This is a genomic window from Bacillus sp. K7 (genome assembly GCF_053903245.1).
The window spans coordinates 3,329,576-3,347,812 of sequence record NZ_CP096406.1; the positions used below are offsets into that span (position 1 = coordinate 3,329,576).

Genomic DNA, 18,237 nt, shown 5'->3' on the forward strand with positions numbered 1-18,237 from the left:
AATCTATTGTAAGCGAAACGGCAGCCTAAAAAAAGACCTGCCTAATAAAAGGCAAGTCTCGTATTATACTATCTCATTTCTACCCAGCCATTTTTAATGGCGACCACAACGGCTTGCGTCCGGTCGTTTACATTCATTTTCTGCAAGATATTGCTCACATGGTTTTTGACGGTTTTCTCACTGATAAACAATGATTCACCGATACCGCGGTTGCTTTTTCCGTCTGCAAGCATCTGCAGCACTTCACATTCCCGTCTAGTTAAGATATGTAATGGTCTGCGGATTTCAGGGTAGACCTCATGCTGAGGGTGTGCAGAAACTCCGCTTGTTGCAAGACGGCGAAATTCGTTAACGAGGTTGTGAGTAACCTTCGGATGAAGGTAAGAACCTCCCTCGGCAACTACTTTAACCGCTTCAATTAATGTATCAGCATCCATCTCTTTCAGCAGATAACCTCTCGCGCCGGTTTTCAGGGCATGTGTTACATAATTTTCGTCATCGTGAATTGATAGAATAATTACTTTAGATTCAGGATACAGCTCTACAAGCTGTTTTGTAGCTTCCACACCATTTACGTTTGGCATATTGATATCCATGATCACAACATCAGGATGATAGTGCTCGACAATACGAGCCGCTTCATCTCCGTCGTCCCCTTCGGCTACCACTTCAAAGGTAGGTTCAAAATCCAATATCCGTTTAACACCTTCACGAAATAACTGATGGTCGTCGATAATAACAATGTTTACTTTAGTCACAAGCCACGCCTCCTTGTATTATTGTTCTATATACGCTAGCATTCGGTCAATAAGCCATTTGGCTCTATTTTACAAATCATAGTCAAAGAGATAACGGAACCTTGATCATAATAAATGTCCCAAGACCTATTTTCGAATCTATTGTCATGGTTCCTTCCAATAAATCTACTCTTTCTTTCATGCCAAGCAAGCCGAATGATTTGTTTTTCTTCTCTTTCGCTTCCTTCAGGTCAAACCCTTTGCCGTTATCTTTTATCATTAAAATCACAAAATCCTTTGTGATCTCAACTTTGACAGTAATTTCTTCAGATTCGGAATGCTTTAGTGCATTAGACACAGCTTCCTGTGCGAGCCTGAATAGCGCCACTTCAAACTGGGGCGCAAGCCGCCTATCCTCTGTTTCACCGATGCACTGAAAATGTATTTTAACATTACCGTTATATTCCTCTGTTGTATATAGATATTTTCTCAAAGTTGGAATCAGGCCCAGATCATCAAGGGCCATCGGTCTTAAATCATATATAATCCTTCTCACTTCGTAAAGGGCATTTCGCACATTTTGACGGAGATTTTTTATTTCTTGGAAACCGTCCTCAGTGCCGCGGTCACGGAAAATCCGCTCGATTAATTCCGATCTCATCATCACATTTGCCAGCATTTGAGCGGGTCCGTCATGAATTTCTCTTGAGACCCTTTTTCGTTCTTCTTCCTGCGCTTCAATAATTCTTAAGCCAAAATCCTGTTTTGCCTGGGCATCAGCAAGAAGCAGTCCGACTTCGCGCAAATCCTGATTCAAGTAGTTAAGGACAACTGTAATTTGGCTTACTAATGATTCCGACCGTTCAATGATTTCCTGAAGGCCTAACAATCTGCGCTCTAAATCATCCCGGCGTTCGCGCAGCTGCTTCTCACGCTGCTGGATCATCGTCAATTCCACCTGCAGCTTATGGGCTTTTTCGTAAGCAGTGCGAATTTCCTCCTCGCTGAATCTATGAAAATTGCGGCTGACCTCGGATAAACGGTTTCTCGCATGGCGGGTTTGCACTTCTAGTTTATCGCCTAGCTCGATCACTTCATAAACCTGCTGTTTAATCTGTTTCAGTTCTTCAACCAGCTGTTCATACTGCTGGCGTGACTGTTCCCCGATCTGAAAAACCTCGTCCTTGCTCCCGTCAACGGTTTTCAGCATCTTCATCAAAATAGAATCCAAAACTTTGGAATCCATCTTTGTTTTATTCATAATTTCCCTCCGTCACGGCGTTGTTATATATTTTTATTATAAATGTAATTGATCTGCAATTTATGTCGAATTATAATGAAAGAATGCGTATATTCTAGAAAAAAACAATTTTATATACCTTCTATTCTTTATGATACCAAAATACGCACAAAAATTCTAAAGACTGTACGAATTTGTATAGGCAGTCTTTTATGCTTAGCAGGGGGTCAGCAAGCATGCTGCACAGCTATTTTACTGTGAAAGAAGCAGGAGAACACGAGATTGTTATAGAAAAATCGCGTTTTATCTGTCATTTAAGCCGTGTTTCTACTGAACAAGAGGCACAGGAGTTTATACAGAAAATAAAAAAACAGCACTGGAATGCGACTCATAATTGCTCGGCTTACGTCATTGGCGAAAACGACCATATCCAAAAAGCCAATGATGATGGAGAACCAAGCGGCACAGCGGGAGTGCCGATGCTTGAAGTATTAAAAAAACGCGGCCTTAAAGATACTTGCGCCGTTGTTACACGATACTTCGGAGGCATTAAACTTGGGGCCGGCGGATTAATTCGCGCTTATGGGAAATCAGTGTCTGAAGGATTAAATCATATAGGTGTTGTAGAACGTAAGCTCATGCGGGTCATGCATACTTCCGCGGATTACACGTGGCTCGGCAAGATTGAAAATGAACTAAGAGAATCACAATTTCTGCTAAAGGACATCCATTATGCCGAAAATGTTGAATTCGAAGTATATGTGGAAGAAAAAGAAACAAACGCATTTTCTGAGTGGATGACAGAACTGACAAATGGAAAGAGTGATATTAAAGAGGGAGAGTTGACGTACCTTGAAAAAGCCGTCAATCACATAAAGGAGACTGAATAATGGCTGAACGCGTTAGAGTGCGTGTGCGAAAGAAGAAAAAGAGCAAACGCAGGAAAATTTTAAAAAGAATGATGTTATTATTCACCCTTGCCTTATTGGTGGTCGTAGGGCTTGGAGGATATAAACTTTATAAAACCATTAGCGCTGCGGATGATTCATATGATGCTCTTTCCCGCGGAAATAAATCAAATCTTCGCAGCGAAGTTGTTGATATGAAGAAAAAGCCGTTTTCTATTTTATTTATGGGGATAGAGGATTACGCAACCAAAGGACAAAAAGGGAGATCAGACTCTCTTATTGTCGTTACCCTGGATCCCAAAAATAAAACCATGAAAATGCTGAGTATTCCGCGTGATACACGAGTGCAATTAGCCAGTAACACAACCGGAAGCAAAGCAAAGATTAATGCCGCTTACAGCAAAGGCGGAAAAGATGAGACAGTTGAAACTGTTGAAAAATTCTTGCAAATCCCGATCGATAAATATGTCACAGTTGATTTTGACGGATTTAAAGATGTGATTAATGAAGTTGGCGGTATTGATGTAGATGTGCCTTTCGATTTTGATGAAAAAAGTGACGTAGACGAAAGCAAACGGATTTACTTCAAAAAAGGCGAGATGCATTTAAACGGCGAAGAAGCCTTGGCGTATGCCCGTATGAGGAAACAGGATAAACGCGGAGACTTTGGCCGTAATGACAGACAGAAACAAATCTTAAATGCGCTGATTGACCAAATGTCAAGTGCAAGCAACATTGCTAAGATCGATAAAATCGCAGAAAAAGCAAGCGAAAACGTTGAAACCAATATTCGCATTACGGAAGGTTTAGCGCTGCAGCAGATTTACAGCGGCTTTACCAGCAAGAAAATCGACACGTTGAGCATTACAGGATCTGATTTATATTTAGGGCCGAACAACATATATTATTTTGAACCAGACGCAACAAATCTGGAGATTGTCAGAAAAACGCTCCAAGATCATTTACATTATAGTCCAGATACAAACAGCACCGGCACAGATGAAAGCACAACAACTGACGGTACGACGTATTCGAATGACGGCAGCACAAACTCAAGCAGTACAACGAATTCAACAACGGATTCATCCTATTAAAAAAATGCCCGATCTTCTTTAGAGATCGGGCATTTTTGCGCAGAAAAAACTCCGGCATCTTCGCCGGAGTTTTTAGTTTCGTTTCACCAGCCGTTTATAAAATTTCGTAAACGGCTTAAATTTTTCATTCACGAGTCCTGTCACTTCTGCTACGATTTGCATAAAAATAATTAAAATGAAGATAATAAACAAAGAGAGCCAAATTGTGGCACTTTTAAGCACAATTGCACTGATGCTGAAAATAAATCCAATGAGATATATCACAATGACCGACATTCGGTGTGAAAGGCCAAAGGCCATCAGTCTATGGTGGATATGGGACTTATCGGGTGCCGAAATCGGCTGTTTGTTTAAAATTCTTCTGATGATAGCAAATGTTGTGTCAAATATCGGCACGCCTAATATAATAATCGGGATAACGATACTGAACAATGTTACACTTTTATACAGCCCTAATAATGAAAGAATCGAAATACAATACCCTAGAAAAAGCGATCCTGTATCACCCATAAAGATTTTTGCGGGATGAAAGTTATGGAACAAAAATCCAAGTGTACTGGCGATAACCACCAATGAGAGTGACAGAATAAGTACTTTTCCTCCAGATAGCGCCATAACGGCGATCGTTGACAGGCCGATAACAGAAAGACCGGCTGCAAGGCCATCCAATCCATCAATCAGGTTAATTGCATTTGTGATGCCGACAATCCATAATACTGTCAGCGGATAAGCCAGCCATCCTAGCTCAAACCGTTCTGCTAAAAAAGGCACTGAGAAAAAGTCCATTTTTAAACCGGTGCTTACAATCATAATGGCTACGCCTAATTGAATCAAAAACTTAACTTTTGCACTTAATTGATATTTATCGTCAAGAATACCTAACACAACAATGATGAATGCCCCGACTGTAATAGCCGTCATTTTTGTTTCTGTGTAAATACCGGCTGCAAGCACACCTGCAACCACTCCGATAAAAATGGCCAGCCCGCCCATCCGGGGCATGATTTTGTCATGTACTTTTCGATTGCTGGGCTGGTCAACTGCACCTATTTTAATCGCAATCCTTTTTACGATTGGGGTTATGATTAAAACTGTCAGCAGCGAGACAATAAACGCAACAACAATGCGAATCATGCGTTCGTCAAGCATAAAGAAGTCTCCTTTGGGATCAAATAAAGTCTTTATTTATATAGAGAACCGTTCCTTCCATTATACCTTCTCCCTAGTTATTATAACAAGCTTCATCAAAAAGAAACACGCATAATCAAAAAACGCGCATCCCAATTTATAGGACTACGCATGTTTTTGAATCCCTGTATATTTCATGATTTTTTTAAATAAGCAATTCCAATCTTGTGCGCGGGCGATGTTTCGGCGCATTTCTATATACGTTTCATCCCCGTGTTGGCCGAGCACCTTTTCACATGCGGCGATAAAATCGAGCGGGTGACCGCCTTCTACATATTCGTATACATACGGCTTTTTCATTTTTGAGGTTGACGGAAGATTAGAGCCGACGACAGGCTTTCCCGCCGCTAAAAATTCAAATAGTTTCAGTGGAAACACAGCTTGATTATACGATGATTTTTTATATGGCATGATGCCGATGTCGATAAGCTCCATATAATGCGGAACTTCTTTTGGATCTGCCGGACCTGTCCATATCACATTGGGAAGCCTCAGCAGCTCTTGAAACGAGACATCGCCATTAGTGGCATCTGGCCCAACCCATAAAAATGTCCAATCAGGTTTTTGAAGCGCTGCTTCTTCAATCATTTTAAAATCGAGCTTAGGCTTAATTCCGCCGATAAAACCTAATACAAATCCTTCTCTTCCTTGCAAGATGCTGCGATCGGAAGCCGCTTGATTTGCAGAAAACAGCTCATATTCCACACCATTTTCGACAGTATGCACCTTTTCTCGACCCGCTGTCAGTTTCTTATCTACTTCTTTGTGGAGATAATCCGATGAACAAGTAATGGAATCGGCTCGATGGATAATTCTCAGCTCTGCCGACTTAATGACTTTTCGCCGGAATTCAGACAGCAAATTTGACCGGCCGCTGATCGGCGCCGCCCATAAATCACTGCAATCATAAATCACTTGATCCCAAGAATACAGCGAAGACAGCAACGGGAAGCCGGGGAACGTGTACCATAAACAGCAGCGTTCACCGTTTGCAGAAGCAGATGCCAGCTCATCAAGTAATGGTGATAATTTATGCCTGTAAAAAACATCTGTATAACGTCCAAAACGAAACATTTTTTTCTGCAGCAAGTCTTTGACAGCGAATTGCCTGATGCCTGAATGAACTTGCTGAAACTCATTCTCTTGGGCGCGCGGAGCCGGACACACCCAAATGACTTCCTTTGTTTCCTCCTGTGCAGCTAAAAACTCCGCCAGCCTATGCCGCCTGTATCTTAATTGGTCTTTTCCCCATTCAGCAGTGGCAACGATGACATGAATGATTGCTTTATTTGTTTCCACCTTCATCACCTTTTCTCTCTGTTTGCGGCTATAATCTTTTTTTCACCGCATTTTTTGCATATTGGACAAAACACCATGTTGCTTTGATGAAATGAAGCCGTTCAATCTCCCTGTAGACAAACCACGTTTTTTTCGCAGCCTTCCATTTGTTGCTGGATATCGAATTATTCACAAGCCGGTATTCAGCCAGGCATTCATTCATCCCATAAGCGGTAAACCCTTTTTTTAAAAGAGACAGCCAAGTGGCCAAGTCCTGCCTCGTTCTGATATTCGGCATTTGGATCTGTCCCGTTTGCTCTCTGTCAATCATGACCGTCAAGCAGCCGATAATCGTATTTTTCAGGGCATCGTCGTACGTCAGGCTTTCCGGGGCATGAATAAACTTATCGAGCGGAGTCCCGTCCTGCGCCATTAAGCTATAGCCTGTGAAAGAAAATGCACAGGAGCGCTCCATCATAAAATCAAGCTGCTTTTCCAGTTTGTCTTTTTTCCATTTGTCATCACTGTCCAAAAAAGCTACAAATTGTCCTTGAGCGCGCTCTAACGCTTTGTTGCGAGCAACCGCAGCTCCGCCGTTCTCTTCCATATACACCACATGAATTCTTTCATCTCTTTCTTCATACTGCTTTAAAATGCCGCGTGTCCCATCCGTTGAGCAATCATCCACGATAATCATTTCCCAGTGAGGGTGGCTCTGATCCAACACTGACTGAATCGTGTCTTCAATATAGTCACGCGCATTATAAGAAGGTGTAATGACAGATACGAGAGGTTTCCAATTGGTCATGATCACATCTCCATCGGTATGATTTTAAAAGGATTCTCTGAAAAATTCAGGAATGACAACGAACATAAAGGCAATCGTGAGGCCGATCATAACGCCAAGAACCGCTTTCTTTTTCGGGGACATTCCGCCGCCCGCTGCCTCACTTACGGTTTCAGAATCAGTGACACTGGCAGCTTTCAGATTAAGCTGGGTGTTTTTCAGTTCATATAAAAATCTCTCTTTATCCACCTTGGAGTCCTCACTGACCGTCTCGCCTTCGAGTGCGTCTATGCTGCTGCGGATAACCGCTTCTCTTTCCGCATACAGTTTTTGATCGTTTTTGAGAAAGGCGGAGGAAATGGCGTTTAAGACGGATTCCGTTTTATCCTTGTCCTTATCGCTATAGCTCAATGTCAGCAAAGATTTGGATTCCGTTTTAATGGTGAGTTTTTCCTTGATCTCAGCCAAATCTTCATCCTTTTCGTCAGGAAGAGCCTCCTTCAAAAAAGAGTCACTCTTAAGCAAAAGAGGAATTTCCTCTATGCTGTTGTAAACCGGATGATCATATCTCCCCACAGCTAAAGTGTCTTCAGCTGTATAGCGCTTTTGGTCAGCGATCTGGGACGGCAGGATATACCCAGCCGCACCTAATATAATGGGCACTGCTATCATCCAAATGATATTTTTTTTCATGCGACGGGCTATTCTTGTCAATATATCGTTCATATAAGTCTCCCTGCTTTTTGTAGTCTGTTTTATTTGTACACCGGTTCAGGCATCTTTCTAGACCGCCTTAACACATTTACAGCGGCGATGACGAGCGCCAGAAACACCCAATGAAAAAATAAATTTGAAACAGAACTTGGGCTGATACTGGATGCCAAGAAACTGACCAGAGCGGTAATAAGCCCTTCTGTGATCAGTTTTGACTGCTTTTCTAGTTTTCTTTCATAGAACTTGTAAAGCACCCATATGAGATAGGCATAAACGGCCAGATATCCAAGCATGATAAACAAGCCAAAGTTAGCAAGGATTTCAACGAGCCAGTTGTGCACCTCTGTCACATTGTCAGTATCATATAAAGCATAGTGCTCAAGATAATAGGATACATTCCCTGCTCCGACTCCGAATCCGTATGAATCAAGGAAAAAGTGCCATGCGTTTTTCAGCAGATTGGCACGGCCCACATTTGATGGAAGCCTATCATGAAATGAGTGCAGCGTCTGCGGAGCGAGAAAAAGCTCCCAAAACTTTGAATAAATTCGGCTGGCGAATAGAACTGCAAACATGGCAACCCCTGCCGCTGACACCCATATGGCCACTTTCTTAAGAACGGGCGGCAATACAATGAAAATGTAGACAGCAATGCCAGCAAAAATCCCCAGAAGGCTGGCCCTTGAACCGGTAGCAAAAATTAAATACAGCGCACAGAGCGAGAGCACAAAGCCAATCGCCTTGATGTATCCATTTTTAATATTTTTCACCATTGTGATGTAAAAAAAGAAGCTGATTGATAAAAAGGTCGCAAAGTCGTTTTGGTTAAAAAAGACCGATGTCGGATAATGCTGCTTATATTCCGGCCCGCTGTATAGCGTTGAACTCGGGAGATGATGATGAGTCAAATGATTGTAAAAACCAATGATCATCAGAACCACTGTCATGACAAGCCAAATGGCATAAACCATCATCAGCCGCTCCATTTTTTGCACATACATAACAATGAGGTAAATGAAGAAGATTCCCATAGCCAATAAAGACAAATATTTGATTCCGTCTGTCACCGACTTGGCCCACAGCAGAGAAACAAGGCCGTATATAAACCAAAAGGCGAAAAAGAGCAATATCCCTTTCACTTGCAGTCCGTTCCATCTTTCAATATGTGTTCGATTACGGGCCATACCAATCACATGCAGGCATCCCGCCGCAATGAGCAAAAGCCTGTAAAGGAACAAACTGAAAAAACCTAGATCAATCGAGTAAAAGGCATTGTTTAAAAAAGTGCAGGCGATCAAAATATAGATGACAGCCATAAAGAGCCGTTCTTTTGTTGTAAATGCGGTTGCAAGCGCTAGGGCAAACAGCCCGATCACCAACACCGCGAGCACGGCAGCCATCTGCATGAAACCTGTATCGGTGCGGATGGCTCCCAGCAATAGGATGATTCCAAATATGGCAGCGGCCAGTAACGCAAGCGTTTGGACCGCTGAACGTTTAATACTCACATGTTTAACCCCTTTCCTGATGTTTCAGGAGCCGGCGGCCGAGCCAAGCAGCCGGCAATTTCAGCCAAGTCACAATTTTTCTTTTTATAAATTGACACTCCCCAAGTCTTTAGCTACTTCCTCAAGCGGCAAGCCCGGAAAATACCTGGCAGAAGGTTCCGTTCCCCGAACAGCGGGACGGCCGATAGAGTGGTAAATGTATCCGGCTGCTTGCATCTCCTCAAGTGAAAATAAATTTCTTCCATCAATGATGATTGGCTGTTTTAAAAGAGTTTTCACTTTTACAAGCTCCATTTCTTTTACTTCCGGCCAATCCGTTAAAACGAGACAAGCATCCGTGTCCTCAATCGCCTCATATACATCTGTGTAATACTCAGCCTGATCGCCAAGGATCGCTGAGGCTTCAGGAATCGCAATCGGATCGTATGCCTTTACATGTGCGCCAAGCTGCTGAAGCATCGGGATAATGTCTAAAGCAGGAGCGGATCTCACATCGTTTGTATTCGGTTTGAAAGCCAATCCAAGAACGGAAATGGTTCTTCCTTTGATGCTTCCCATAACAGTTAGAAGTTTATCTACAATATGGACGCGCTGCTTTTCGTTCGTTTCAATAACAGCTTCTATAAGCTTAAAAGGATAGCCAGCCGTTTTTGCTATTTGAAGCAACGCGGTTGTATCCTTTGGAAAACAGGAGCCGCCAAACCCAATGCCTGCTTTTAGGAACTTCTTGCCGATACGGCTGTCAAGCCCTACGCCGTCAGCAACTTTTGATACGTCTGCGCCGACTCGCTCACAAATATTTGCGATATCGTTGATAAAAGAAATCTTTGTCGCCAGAAAAGCATTCGCTGCGTATTTAATCATTTCTGCACTTTCTAAGTTTGTTTTAATGACAGGAGTGCGGAAAGGCTGGTGCAGCTCCTCAATGATAGCGGCCGCTTTATGGCTTGTTGAACCAATCACGGCACGCTCCATATTCATCGTGTCATGAATCGCTGAGCCCTCACGAAGGAATTCAGGATTAGATACAACGTCGAATGAGTATCTTCCTTTTGAAGCTTTTTGAACGATAGATTGAACCAGTTTTCCTGTTCCAACCGGGACTGTGCTTTTATTTACGATCACTTTATAGCCATTGAGGTGCTCACCGATTGTTTTCGCTGCCGCTTTCACGTACGTTAAATCAGCTTCACCTGTTTTGGACATTGGCGTTCCGACTGCAATATAAATAATGTCAGAGGCCCGTATGGCGGACGGGATATCGTTAGTAAAAGACAGACGCCGATCCAGCACATTTTTTTCGACTAAATCTACAAGCCCTGGCTCATAGATCGGGATTACTCCATTTTTCAGACTTCTGATTTTTGATTCATCGATATCACAGCAAACAACTTTATTCCCGATCTCCGCAAAACAAGTGCCTGATACGAGTCCTACATAACCAGTTCCAATGACAGCTATTTTTTTCACAGCGCTCATCCCTCTCCTGTAAAATAACTTCCTATTTCTATTGGTCGCAGTTTTCTACAATGAAACCAACGTTTTTATGACCGTCTGATACTGATGATGCAAGGCCTTGGCATTTTTTCCAGCATCAAATTGAGCCTGCACGATTTCATACAAATCATCTGCTATTTCCGGTTTCCATATTTGCTCCTGTTCGTACAGATCGATTGCTTCCGCCAAGGCTTGAGCAGATTTCGGTTTAATCAGCAGATGCCGATGCTTTCCGAATAACGATGCCGCTCCGCCAACATCCGTACAGATGACAGGAACCCTTAACGCAAGCGCCTCAATCACGACTGTCGGCATCCCCTCACTGTAAGAAGGAAGCACGAACATGTCTGCCGCAAGCAAATAGTCTCTTACCTTGTAGTTTGGCACTTGGCCTGTGACGATATGCCCTTTCTGGATCAGCATTGATTTTGCAGGACCATCCCCGACAAAAACTGCCTTAGGAGGCTCCTTCAGCGATTCAATGGCGTCTGACAGTTCAAAAATGCCTTTCTCCCTGACGAGCCTGCCGACGTACACGGCCAGACGCTGATCGAGCGGGAGCCCGAGTTTTTTTCTGACTTCTTCTTTTGTCTGCTCATTTTCCTGAAAGCGGCTGAGCTGTATGCCGATCGGCAAAACCGAGCTGTCAACGCCAGTAAGCTTTTTGGTCTCTTCCTGAAGCTTATGGCTGACAGCTAAAACAGCTGACGCGGAGCCTACAGCACGATGGAAGGCTTTAAACGCCCCTTTGCTGTAATGCGGGTAGACATTCACATCGCTGCCGTGCAAGGTCAGGACATACGGAATTCGCTCTGACTCCGACACCATTGCCGCAGCCCCGCCCGATGGCATGGCAAAATGCGCATGAATCAGATCCGGATGTAAGTCGAACTGTTGCATCGTTTTTAGAACGGATGATGCGATTCTCCCGTGAGGCTGCGCCCACTTCAGCTGGCCGGGAACCGCTCGATAGAAAGGCCGGTAAACCGGTATCCCCTTCCTAATCTCATACTCCGGTCTGGCATCCTTTTTTCGATATGCTTTTTTTAGCATGCGGACAGGCACCGAATGAAAAGGCCTTGGGCATACCACCGTGATATCAAGCCCAAGTTTTTGCAGCTCTTGCACCTGTGTTTCGTGAAACACACCCTCACCGGGTTTCAGACTGCTCGGATATACGCTTGTGATCCACAAAATCTTCATGACAAACGTCCTTTTCTTAGTAGTTTGCTTTTCGTTTGAGGGTACGCTTTTACCAAAAGAAAGAGATAGCACAGCGCCCCGGCCGCCACTGAAATCGCCAGCCGCATTTCTGCCTGCAGACTGAAATGTTCCGCGCTTAGGCTTACACCAAATGCGATGATGGCCATTACGGCTGTGATGAAAAACGGCTTCAAAATCGACTGGAAATAAGCCGAAAGATTAAGCTTGATGACATACGACAGCAGCCAGCGACCGATCAGGAAATTGAATACGCTGATGATGGCGTATACCCATGCGACTGTCAGCAGATTTCCCGTCTGAACGGCTGCAAACAATGACAATCCGTACAGCATCAACACTCCGGAATCCCAATAAAACGCTAAATCTGCTCTTCCTTTAGCTAGAAGCACAGATCCATTTGGATTCATGAGCACTCTAAGTATCCCGACAATGGCCAGCACATTGAGAACCGGAACCGCAGCAAGCCATTTTTCTCCAAAAACGGTAGCAACAAAAGCGTCTGACACAGACACGAGCCCGATTAACAACGGAAACGAAATAAGCGCCAGCATCTTTGTCATATTCAAAAAGCCTTCTCTGATTACGCTGTTTTCATATTTGTTTTTTGCGAAAACAGGGAATGCCACCCGTGTCACAATCGGATTGATCTTCAAAACCGGAATCGTGACAATCTGGTAAGCAAGGTTATAAATCCCCAGCGCTTCTGCACCGATAAACCGGCCGATCAAAATCATATCGAGATTCGCTCCCAGCCTGTTCACAAGTCGGGATGAAAGCTGAAAGGCTCCAAAGGAAAAGAACGCCTTCATTCCCCTCAAGTCAAAAACAAAAGCGGGGCGCCAATTTTTCCGGTAGACGGCCCAATATAAAATCCCTTTACTGGACTGCAGCAGCACTTGAGAAATGACATACGCCAAAATCGCGTCCATCATAAACACCGCAATCGCTAAATATCCAAAGGACAAGACATTTGAAAAAATCTCAATTTTGCTTAACGTATTAAAGTGCAGCTGCTTTTGCAGCATATACTGATACTGCTGCCCGATTGGCGCGATCAAAAACATAATCGCTAAAATCCGAATCAGAAACACCAGCTCTTCCCTTTGATAAAATCCCGCAATAACGGGACTGCTCACATATAAAAGAACAAACAGCAAAGCGCCGGTCATCATATTAAGCCAATATAAAGTTGACAGCTGGCGCTCCGTCGCGTCATCTCTTTGAATTAACGCCGCGCCAAACCCCATATCAAGCACAATCTGAGCGAACACAGTAACCGTTGTGATCATGCCGACGAGTCCAAATTCCGTTAAGGTCATCATATTTCCTAGCAGGGCAAACTGAACAATTTGTATGGCTGTAATGAACATTGTTGAAATACTTGTCCACTTTGCGCCGCTCATGATTTGTTTTGTAATACTTGGCATCATATTCCCTACTTCTTTTTAAGCTCAGATTGATGGTGAATGCAGGCTTTCCATTTTATCTTGCACCATCACCTGTCCACACTACTTTACAAGTTTTTAACATAATTTTTAATTCTAAAGTGAAAGTCAGATTCCGAATATAATATAAATCAAATATCAGTTTTTCCTTCGGCGTCATATCGTAACCGCCGTTCACCTGAGCCCAGCCGCTCAATCCCGGTTTAACAGCCAAACGCTGTGTAAAACCTGGAATCTCATTCTGGAATTTTTCCGTAAACACAGGACGTTCCGGACGAGGGCCTATCATACTCATATCACCTTTCAGCACATTAAATAACTGAGGAAGCTCGTCAATTCTCGTTCTTCTGATAAAAGCTCCGATCCTTGTCACCCGCGGATCTTGCTTCTGCGCCCAAACAGCCCCAGACTTCTCGGCATCTATTTTCATGGAACGAAGCTTATAAAGCTTAAATCGTTTCCCGCCTTTCCCTACACGTTCCTGCGTATAAATGGCAGGCCCCGGCGTCTCCAAACAAATCAGTATTGAAAATACCGCAATCATTGGCAGCGCAATCGCCAATCCAATGAGCGCAAACCAAATATCCATTACGCGCTTAACCGCCAAGTAACGAGCCGTCTTTTCCGATAATGTAAAAGAATGTATTTGCTGAACTGAGAATTCACGGCTCACATTCATGCTTTTCTCTGCACTCACTGACACACACCTCACGATTTGTTTGGGATGTTATGATGACCTATGCCAGTCAGTTTAGCAGACAGATGTTAATTGGATGTAAATGGTATGTTAAGAAGTGTGAATTTGTTATTTTTTCTGACATTTAATCGTAAACTTTTTATTGTTTTAGACACTTTTTTTAAAAATTAAGCATATTGTATAAAAAAAGAGACAAACCATTTTCCAGATTTGTCTCTTTACTCTGCGAAGCATTTAATATTGAAAGTAAAATTTTGATTTAGAGGTTAACAGCTTGTATTGAACCTCCACTGTTTTACGAAAGACTAACATTGATTTCCGTTCCACGCTCTTCGTATCGAGGATAATGACTTGATTATCCTCTTTTGCACTGATTTTATTTTGAGAAGTATTTATTGCAAATTCAATTAATCGATGTTCTTTCTGGACATGAGCCAGCTGCTCCAGCAAACTCTGCACGTTTACCGTCAATTTCGTACAATCAGGCTCTAAATCAATATGTTTTACAGGCAATGAAATTTCAGCCTGGGCGGTATTGACAATAATTTTCGAATGATTTGGCAAACAGATTTGCTTATCTTTAAAAAGGAATGATAAATCTTTTGATTCTGTTTCGTAAGAAAGTTCAGCTTCTGTATAAGCATGTTTCTTGATATCAACCGAAAGATTATCATAGTTCATTGTGAAGTATGGTCTGGCGCTGTATACAAATAAAGAATTATGTCCTAAATACATTGTTTTGGTTGAATATTTGTACGGCACCCGTTTGTTTCCGATTCTTCCTCTTAGTTTGTAGCCGTCTATAGCTGATTCAATAAAGAAATCCCAAACGCCTAAGTCTTCTTCAGCAGATGCTAATTCATCAAACGTACACTCAAATGTAAACGTTGAGTTTTCAAATGAAACTGGAGAAAAATATTTTTCTGCTTTTGTACTGCGATGAACAAACACTCCTGTAAGCGTTTGGTTATTATTTGTTTCTTCATCTGCCAATGTGTGTCTCATCGTTCCCTCAATGCTGAGGCTGTGATCGTTGAATTCAATATTTTTCAGATGATGTTCAAGCTTGTTTTTATCATTTACATTTAACAGTTCTTCAGAAATGGAATAACCCTCTAAGCTCGGATAACGCGCAATGATATTCCCGTTATGCACAGTACAGTACTTTTTAATATCCTGTTCCTCTCGTTCGTACTGGGTTAACCCTTGCAAATCGTTATTCCGAATAAACAGCAGCCTTAATTTGATATGCGAAAGCACGAATTGATCCACTTCTTCAGGCACTGTTCGTATAAATGATGCGAGATAGTGAAACCATTCTGCTCTTTCTTCGTCTTTTTTCAATTTAATCGTGACATTTCTGGTCCGTGAAAAATCAAAATGCCTATTTAGAAATACGGCCATCAGTTTCATTTTTCTGTCTTCTTCAAGGTCGCTGGCTTTGATTGCGTGAATAATATCTTCCATCGCTTCATAAAAATTATCTGGAGAGACATAAGCGCCGCTCATATGATCTCCGTCTCGTTTGACCGCATAGTAATAATCGTAGTCAGCTAAAACAGATATCTTCTTTGCTTTCAAATATGCCTTCATAGTAAAGACCTGATCCTCTGCCGCCTTTATATGAGTAGGAAACGTTAACTGATTCTCTTTTAAAAGTGAATTCCTATACAATTTTGTAGGTCCCAGACTAAAGATAATTCTGGAGTTTACAAGATCCACATCAGCGTTTGTTTCGTTAAACATTGATTTTGGAACGCCTCTGCCGTTAACCCCTTTTAATTTTCCTAAAGTAATATCTGATTGATTCTCTTTTGAGAAATTATACCACCTCAATAATGCTTCATTTCCCAGATAATCATCGGAATCCACAAATAGAATGTATTCACCCTTGGCGATTTTTATCCCATCATTGCGGGGTGCACCTGGACCGCCTGAATTTTCCGTTCTTTCAATAACAATAATATTTTCATACTTCTTTTTATATTGCTTCAAAATGTCTAAAGATGAATCCGCAGATTTATCATCGACACATATAATCTCATAATCGTCTGTTGGCATCGTTTGATTAACTAAGCTGTCAAGACATTCGGAAATAAGATCTTCTGAATTATATACAGGGATAACAATGCTTATCTTCATCGATTACCTCACTACCATAATGGTTCGGTTATATTTTTTGCCTGATCATTATACCAAAAAACATCTGTCAATAAAAATAGGGCTTAGCTTAAATTTTGTTAAACTTTTACATAGCATCTATACTTTAAAATTTTTATCATTTTATCGTATAAAAAACTTGCCGGCAACTCCTGATGGGTTCTGCCGGCAAGCTGTATGAATGTATAAAACTGTGAATCACTTTTCCTAATAATAACCGATAATTCCTTCATATATCGCTTGAGCTGCTTTTTCCTGGTACAAAGCACTTTTCAACTTACTTGCATCGTTCACATTTGAAATAAATGCCAATTCCACTAAACTGCTCGGCATCGTTGATTCCCTAATCACATGGAAATTACCGATTTTCACGCCGCGATTTTGAGTATTGAGGGCTTTGTAGAGCCTGTTTTGGATCTCGGTCGCGAGACGTTTGCTGTTTGCTGACTCATACTTTGTATAATAGAATGTTTCGGTACCGGTTGCAGAAGAGACTGCTGAGTTGGCATGAATACTTACAAACAGATTTGCACGATTGCTTTTTGCTTTAGCAACCCGCTCAGAAAGCTCTAAGAAGAAATCTGTAGATCTAGCCATAACCGGAACAGCCCCGCCTTTAGACAGTTTGCTGTTTACAAGCTTTGCTACGGCAAGGTTCACGTCTTTCTCCTTTAAACCATTACCGACCGCTCCGCTATCGTATCCCCCGTGTCCGGCGTCCACAAATATCTTTTTGCCTACAATGACATTTTTCAGCTGGTTCGTGACATTTCCTGTAACTGAAATGGTTCCTCCCAGTACAGTGAATGTGTTCTTGCTATTTGATCCGATGACTGTTCTTGTGGCAGTCGGCAGTGAACCGGCATCTGTAAACAGCATTGGACGATTTTGCTTAGCCGCCAGCACAGAACCCGCTAAAGCATCGGCATATTTATAGCCATTGCTGACAAATGCAGCCTTTGATGATGAATAGTACTTCTTCGCTATGTTCGCAGCCACTTCAAAACGGCTGTTTCCGCCAATTCTTGTTGGTGAAGGCAGCTGGCTGTAAACACTATTAGACACACTGATTGCTCCTCCGACCACGATTGTCGAAGTTGTTCCTTTTCCACTCATCGCATTTTTTGTCGGTGTTGGAATTGAGCTTGCCGTTGTTAACAGAATCGGGATACCATTGCGAGCGGCATAAGAGCCGATCGCCAGACTGTCGGCATATGCCGTTCCATTTGCGATGACCGCTCTTGAATTTGAAGACAATTTTTTTGAAATATTTTGGGCAACTTCATAGCGGCTTCTTCCGCCGATCCGTTCCACAGTGGAAACACCCAATTTTTTAATGTCACTTACAACGTTGTTGGAAACACTGATCGTTCCGCCAATGACGATGACCTTGCTCGGTTTGAGCTGGCTGATTCTGTCTTTGGTCGGTGTTGTCAGCTTGGATGATTCCGTCAATAGAATTGGAGCATTGTATTTATAAGCCAGAGGAGCGGCAGTTAATACGTCGGCATATGCTGTTCCGTTCGCCACAATAACTGTGCTCGCACTGCTCCAGCCCTGTTTTGACACATTCACAGCAACCTCATATCTGCTTGCTCCATCCAGCCTTGTGACAGAGTTGGCTGCAAAAGCATTTGGTACAAACAACACGACTCCCAATATCAAGATTGGTAAGCTTTTAAGAAAGATCCGCAAAGATAGTCCCTCCAAAGATTGATAATGATTCATAAATCAAATAACGAACGAAGGAGGCATATCGC

Annotated in this window: 15 protein-coding genes; 2 read left to right on the forward strand and 13 right to left on the reverse strand. The window is 42.5% G+C overall.

The annotated features are described in order from the left end of the window. Positions 1–68: 68 nt before the first annotated feature. The gene (gene degU / locus M1D98_RS17060; RefSeq protein ID WP_003219701.1) at positions 69–758 is read right to left on the reverse strand and encodes a two-component system response regulator DegU; all 690 of its coding nucleotides are present in this window, start codon (positions 756–758) and stop codon (positions 69–71) included. 82 nt (positions 759–840) lie between these two features. After that, positions 841–1,998: a two-component sensor histidine kinase DegS gene (gene degS, locus M1D98_RS17065; RefSeq protein ID WP_010328781.1), complete on the reverse strand. Its 1,158-nt coding sequence runs from the start codon at positions 1,996–1,998 to the stop codon at positions 841–843. A gap of 215 nt (positions 1,999–2,213) precedes the next feature. Here degS and M1D98_RS17070 point away from each other — a divergent pair, with 215 nt between their 5' ends. Both M1D98_RS17070 and M1D98_RS17075 read left to right on the forward strand, forming a co-directional pair. Next, the gene (locus M1D98_RS17070; RefSeq protein WP_129551018.1) at positions 2,214–2,867 is read left to right on the forward strand and encodes a YigZ family protein; all 654 of its coding nucleotides are present in this window, start codon (positions 2,214–2,216) and stop codon (positions 2,865–2,867) included. Continuing rightward, entirely contained in the window at positions 2,867–3,979 is a 1,113-nt protein-coding gene (locus tag M1D98_RS17075) for an LCP family protein (RefSeq protein WP_121643391.1), read from the forward strand. Before M1D98_RS17070 ends, M1D98_RS17075 begins: the two co-directional genes overlap by 1 nt. Positions 3,980–4,051: 72 nt before the next feature. Here M1D98_RS17075 and M1D98_RS17080 read toward each other — a convergent pair whose 3' ends face one another. The 11 genes from M1D98_RS17080 to M1D98_RS17130 form a co-directional block, all read right to left on the reverse strand. Then, positions 4,052–5,128 carry an MraY family glycosyltransferase gene (locus M1D98_RS17080; RefSeq protein WP_456279773.1) on the reverse strand — a complete coding sequence of 359 codons (1,077 nt, stop codon included), beginning with the start codon at positions 5,126–5,128 and terminating at the stop codon, positions 4,052–4,054. 144 nt (positions 5,129–5,272) lie between these two features. Beyond that, complete coding sequence (gene tuaH / locus M1D98_RS17085) at positions 5,273–6,466, reverse strand: teichuronic acid biosynthesis protein TuaH (RefSeq protein ID WP_121643781.1); 1,194 nt, start codon at positions 6,464–6,466, stop codon at positions 5,273–5,275. A 28-nt stretch (positions 6,467–6,494) separates the two neighbouring features. After that, positions 6,495–7,253, reverse strand: coding sequence for a teichuronic acid biosynthesis protein TuaG (gene tuaG, locus M1D98_RS17090; RefSeq protein ID WP_121643392.1), 759 nt, complete (start codon positions 7,251–7,253; stop codon positions 6,495–6,497). 24 nt (positions 7,254–7,277) lie between these two features. Continuing rightward, positions 7,278–7,958 carry a teichuronic acid biosynthesis protein TuaF gene (gene tuaF / locus M1D98_RS17095; protein ID WP_121643393.1) on the reverse strand — a complete coding sequence of 227 codons (681 nt, stop codon included), beginning with the start codon at positions 7,956–7,958 and terminating at the stop codon, positions 7,278–7,280. Between the two features lie 29 nt (positions 7,959–7,987). Beyond that, positions 7,988–9,454: a teichuronic acid biosynthesis protein TuaE gene (tuaE, locus tag M1D98_RS17100; RefSeq protein WP_456279774.1), complete on the reverse strand. Its 1,467-nt coding sequence runs from the start codon at positions 9,452–9,454 to the stop codon at positions 7,988–7,990. An 84-nt stretch (positions 9,455–9,538) separates the two neighbouring features. Next, positions 9,539–10,924 carry a UDP-glucose 6-dehydrogenase TuaD gene (gene tuaD / locus M1D98_RS17105; protein ID WP_026014458.1) on the reverse strand — a complete coding sequence of 462 codons (1,386 nt, stop codon included), beginning with the start codon at positions 10,922–10,924 and terminating at the stop codon, positions 9,539–9,541. Between the two features lie 54 nt (positions 10,925–10,978). After that, a complete protein-coding gene (tuaC, locus tag M1D98_RS17110; RefSeq protein WP_010328789.1) occupies positions 10,979–12,154 on the reverse strand; it encodes a teichuronic acid biosynthesis protein TuaC in 1,176 nt (391 codons plus the stop codon). Then, a complete protein-coding gene (gene tuaB / locus M1D98_RS17115) occupies positions 12,151–13,602 on the reverse strand; it encodes a teichuronic acid biosynthesis protein TuaB (RefSeq protein ID WP_121643782.1) in 1,452 nt (483 codons plus the stop codon). Before tuaB ends, tuaC begins: the two co-directional genes overlap by 4 nt. 55 nt (positions 13,603–13,657) lie before the next feature. Next, a complete protein-coding gene (locus tag M1D98_RS17120; RefSeq protein WP_010328791.1) occupies positions 13,658–14,317 on the reverse strand; it encodes an exopolysaccharide biosynthesis polyprenyl glycosylphosphotransferase in 660 nt (219 codons plus the stop codon). A 234-nt stretch (positions 14,318–14,551) separates the two neighbouring features. Further along, positions 14,552–16,459, reverse strand: a complete 1,908-nt coding sequence (locus M1D98_RS17125; protein ID WP_456279775.1) for a glycosyltransferase — start codon at positions 16,457–16,459, stop codon at positions 14,552–14,554. A gap of 225 nt (positions 16,460–16,684) precedes the next feature. After that, positions 16,685–18,172 carry an N-acetylmuramoyl-L-alanine amidase gene (locus M1D98_RS17130; RefSeq protein WP_010328793.1) on the reverse strand — a complete coding sequence of 496 codons (1,488 nt, stop codon included), beginning with the start codon at positions 18,170–18,172 and terminating at the stop codon, positions 16,685–16,687. Positions 18,173–18,237: the final 65 nt, after the last annotated feature.

What these genes read in the sequence shown, in the direction of transcription:
- M1D98_RS17080 (WP_456279773.1), bottom strand. Translation starts at nt 5,128, where the DNA reads ATGCTTGACGAACGCATGATTCGCATTGTTGTTGCGTTTATTGTCTCG.
- M1D98_RS17075 (WP_121643391.1), top strand. Translation starts at nt 2,867, where the DNA reads ATGGCTGAACGCGTTAGAGTGCGTGTGCGAAAGAAGAAAAAGAGCAAA.
- M1D98_RS17125 (WP_456279775.1), bottom strand. Translation starts at nt 16,459, where the DNA reads ATGAAGATAAGCATTGTTATCCCTGTATATAATTCAGAAGATCTTATT.
- degS (WP_010328781.1), bottom strand. Translation starts at nt 1,998, where the DNA reads ATGAATAAAACAAAGATGGATTCCAAAGTTTTGGATTCTATTTTGATG.
- tuaF (WP_121643393.1), bottom strand. Translation starts at nt 7,958, where the DNA reads ATGAACGATATATTGACAAGAATAGCCCGTCGCATGAAAAAAAATATC.
- tuaC (WP_010328789.1), bottom strand. Translation starts at nt 12,154, where the DNA reads ATGAAGATTTTGTGGATCACAAGCGTATATCCGAGCAGTCTGAAACCC.
- tuaB (WP_121643782.1), bottom strand. Translation starts at nt 13,602, where the DNA reads ATGCCAAGTATTACAAAACAAATCATGAGCGGCGCAAAGTGGACAAGT.
- tuaG (WP_121643392.1), bottom strand. Translation starts at nt 7,253, where the DNA reads ATGACCAATTGGAAACCTCTCGTATCTGTCATTACACCTTCTTATAAT.
- M1D98_RS17070 (WP_129551018.1), top strand. Translation starts at nt 2,214, where the DNA reads ATGCTGCACAGCTATTTTACTGTGAAAGAAGCAGGAGAACACGAGATT.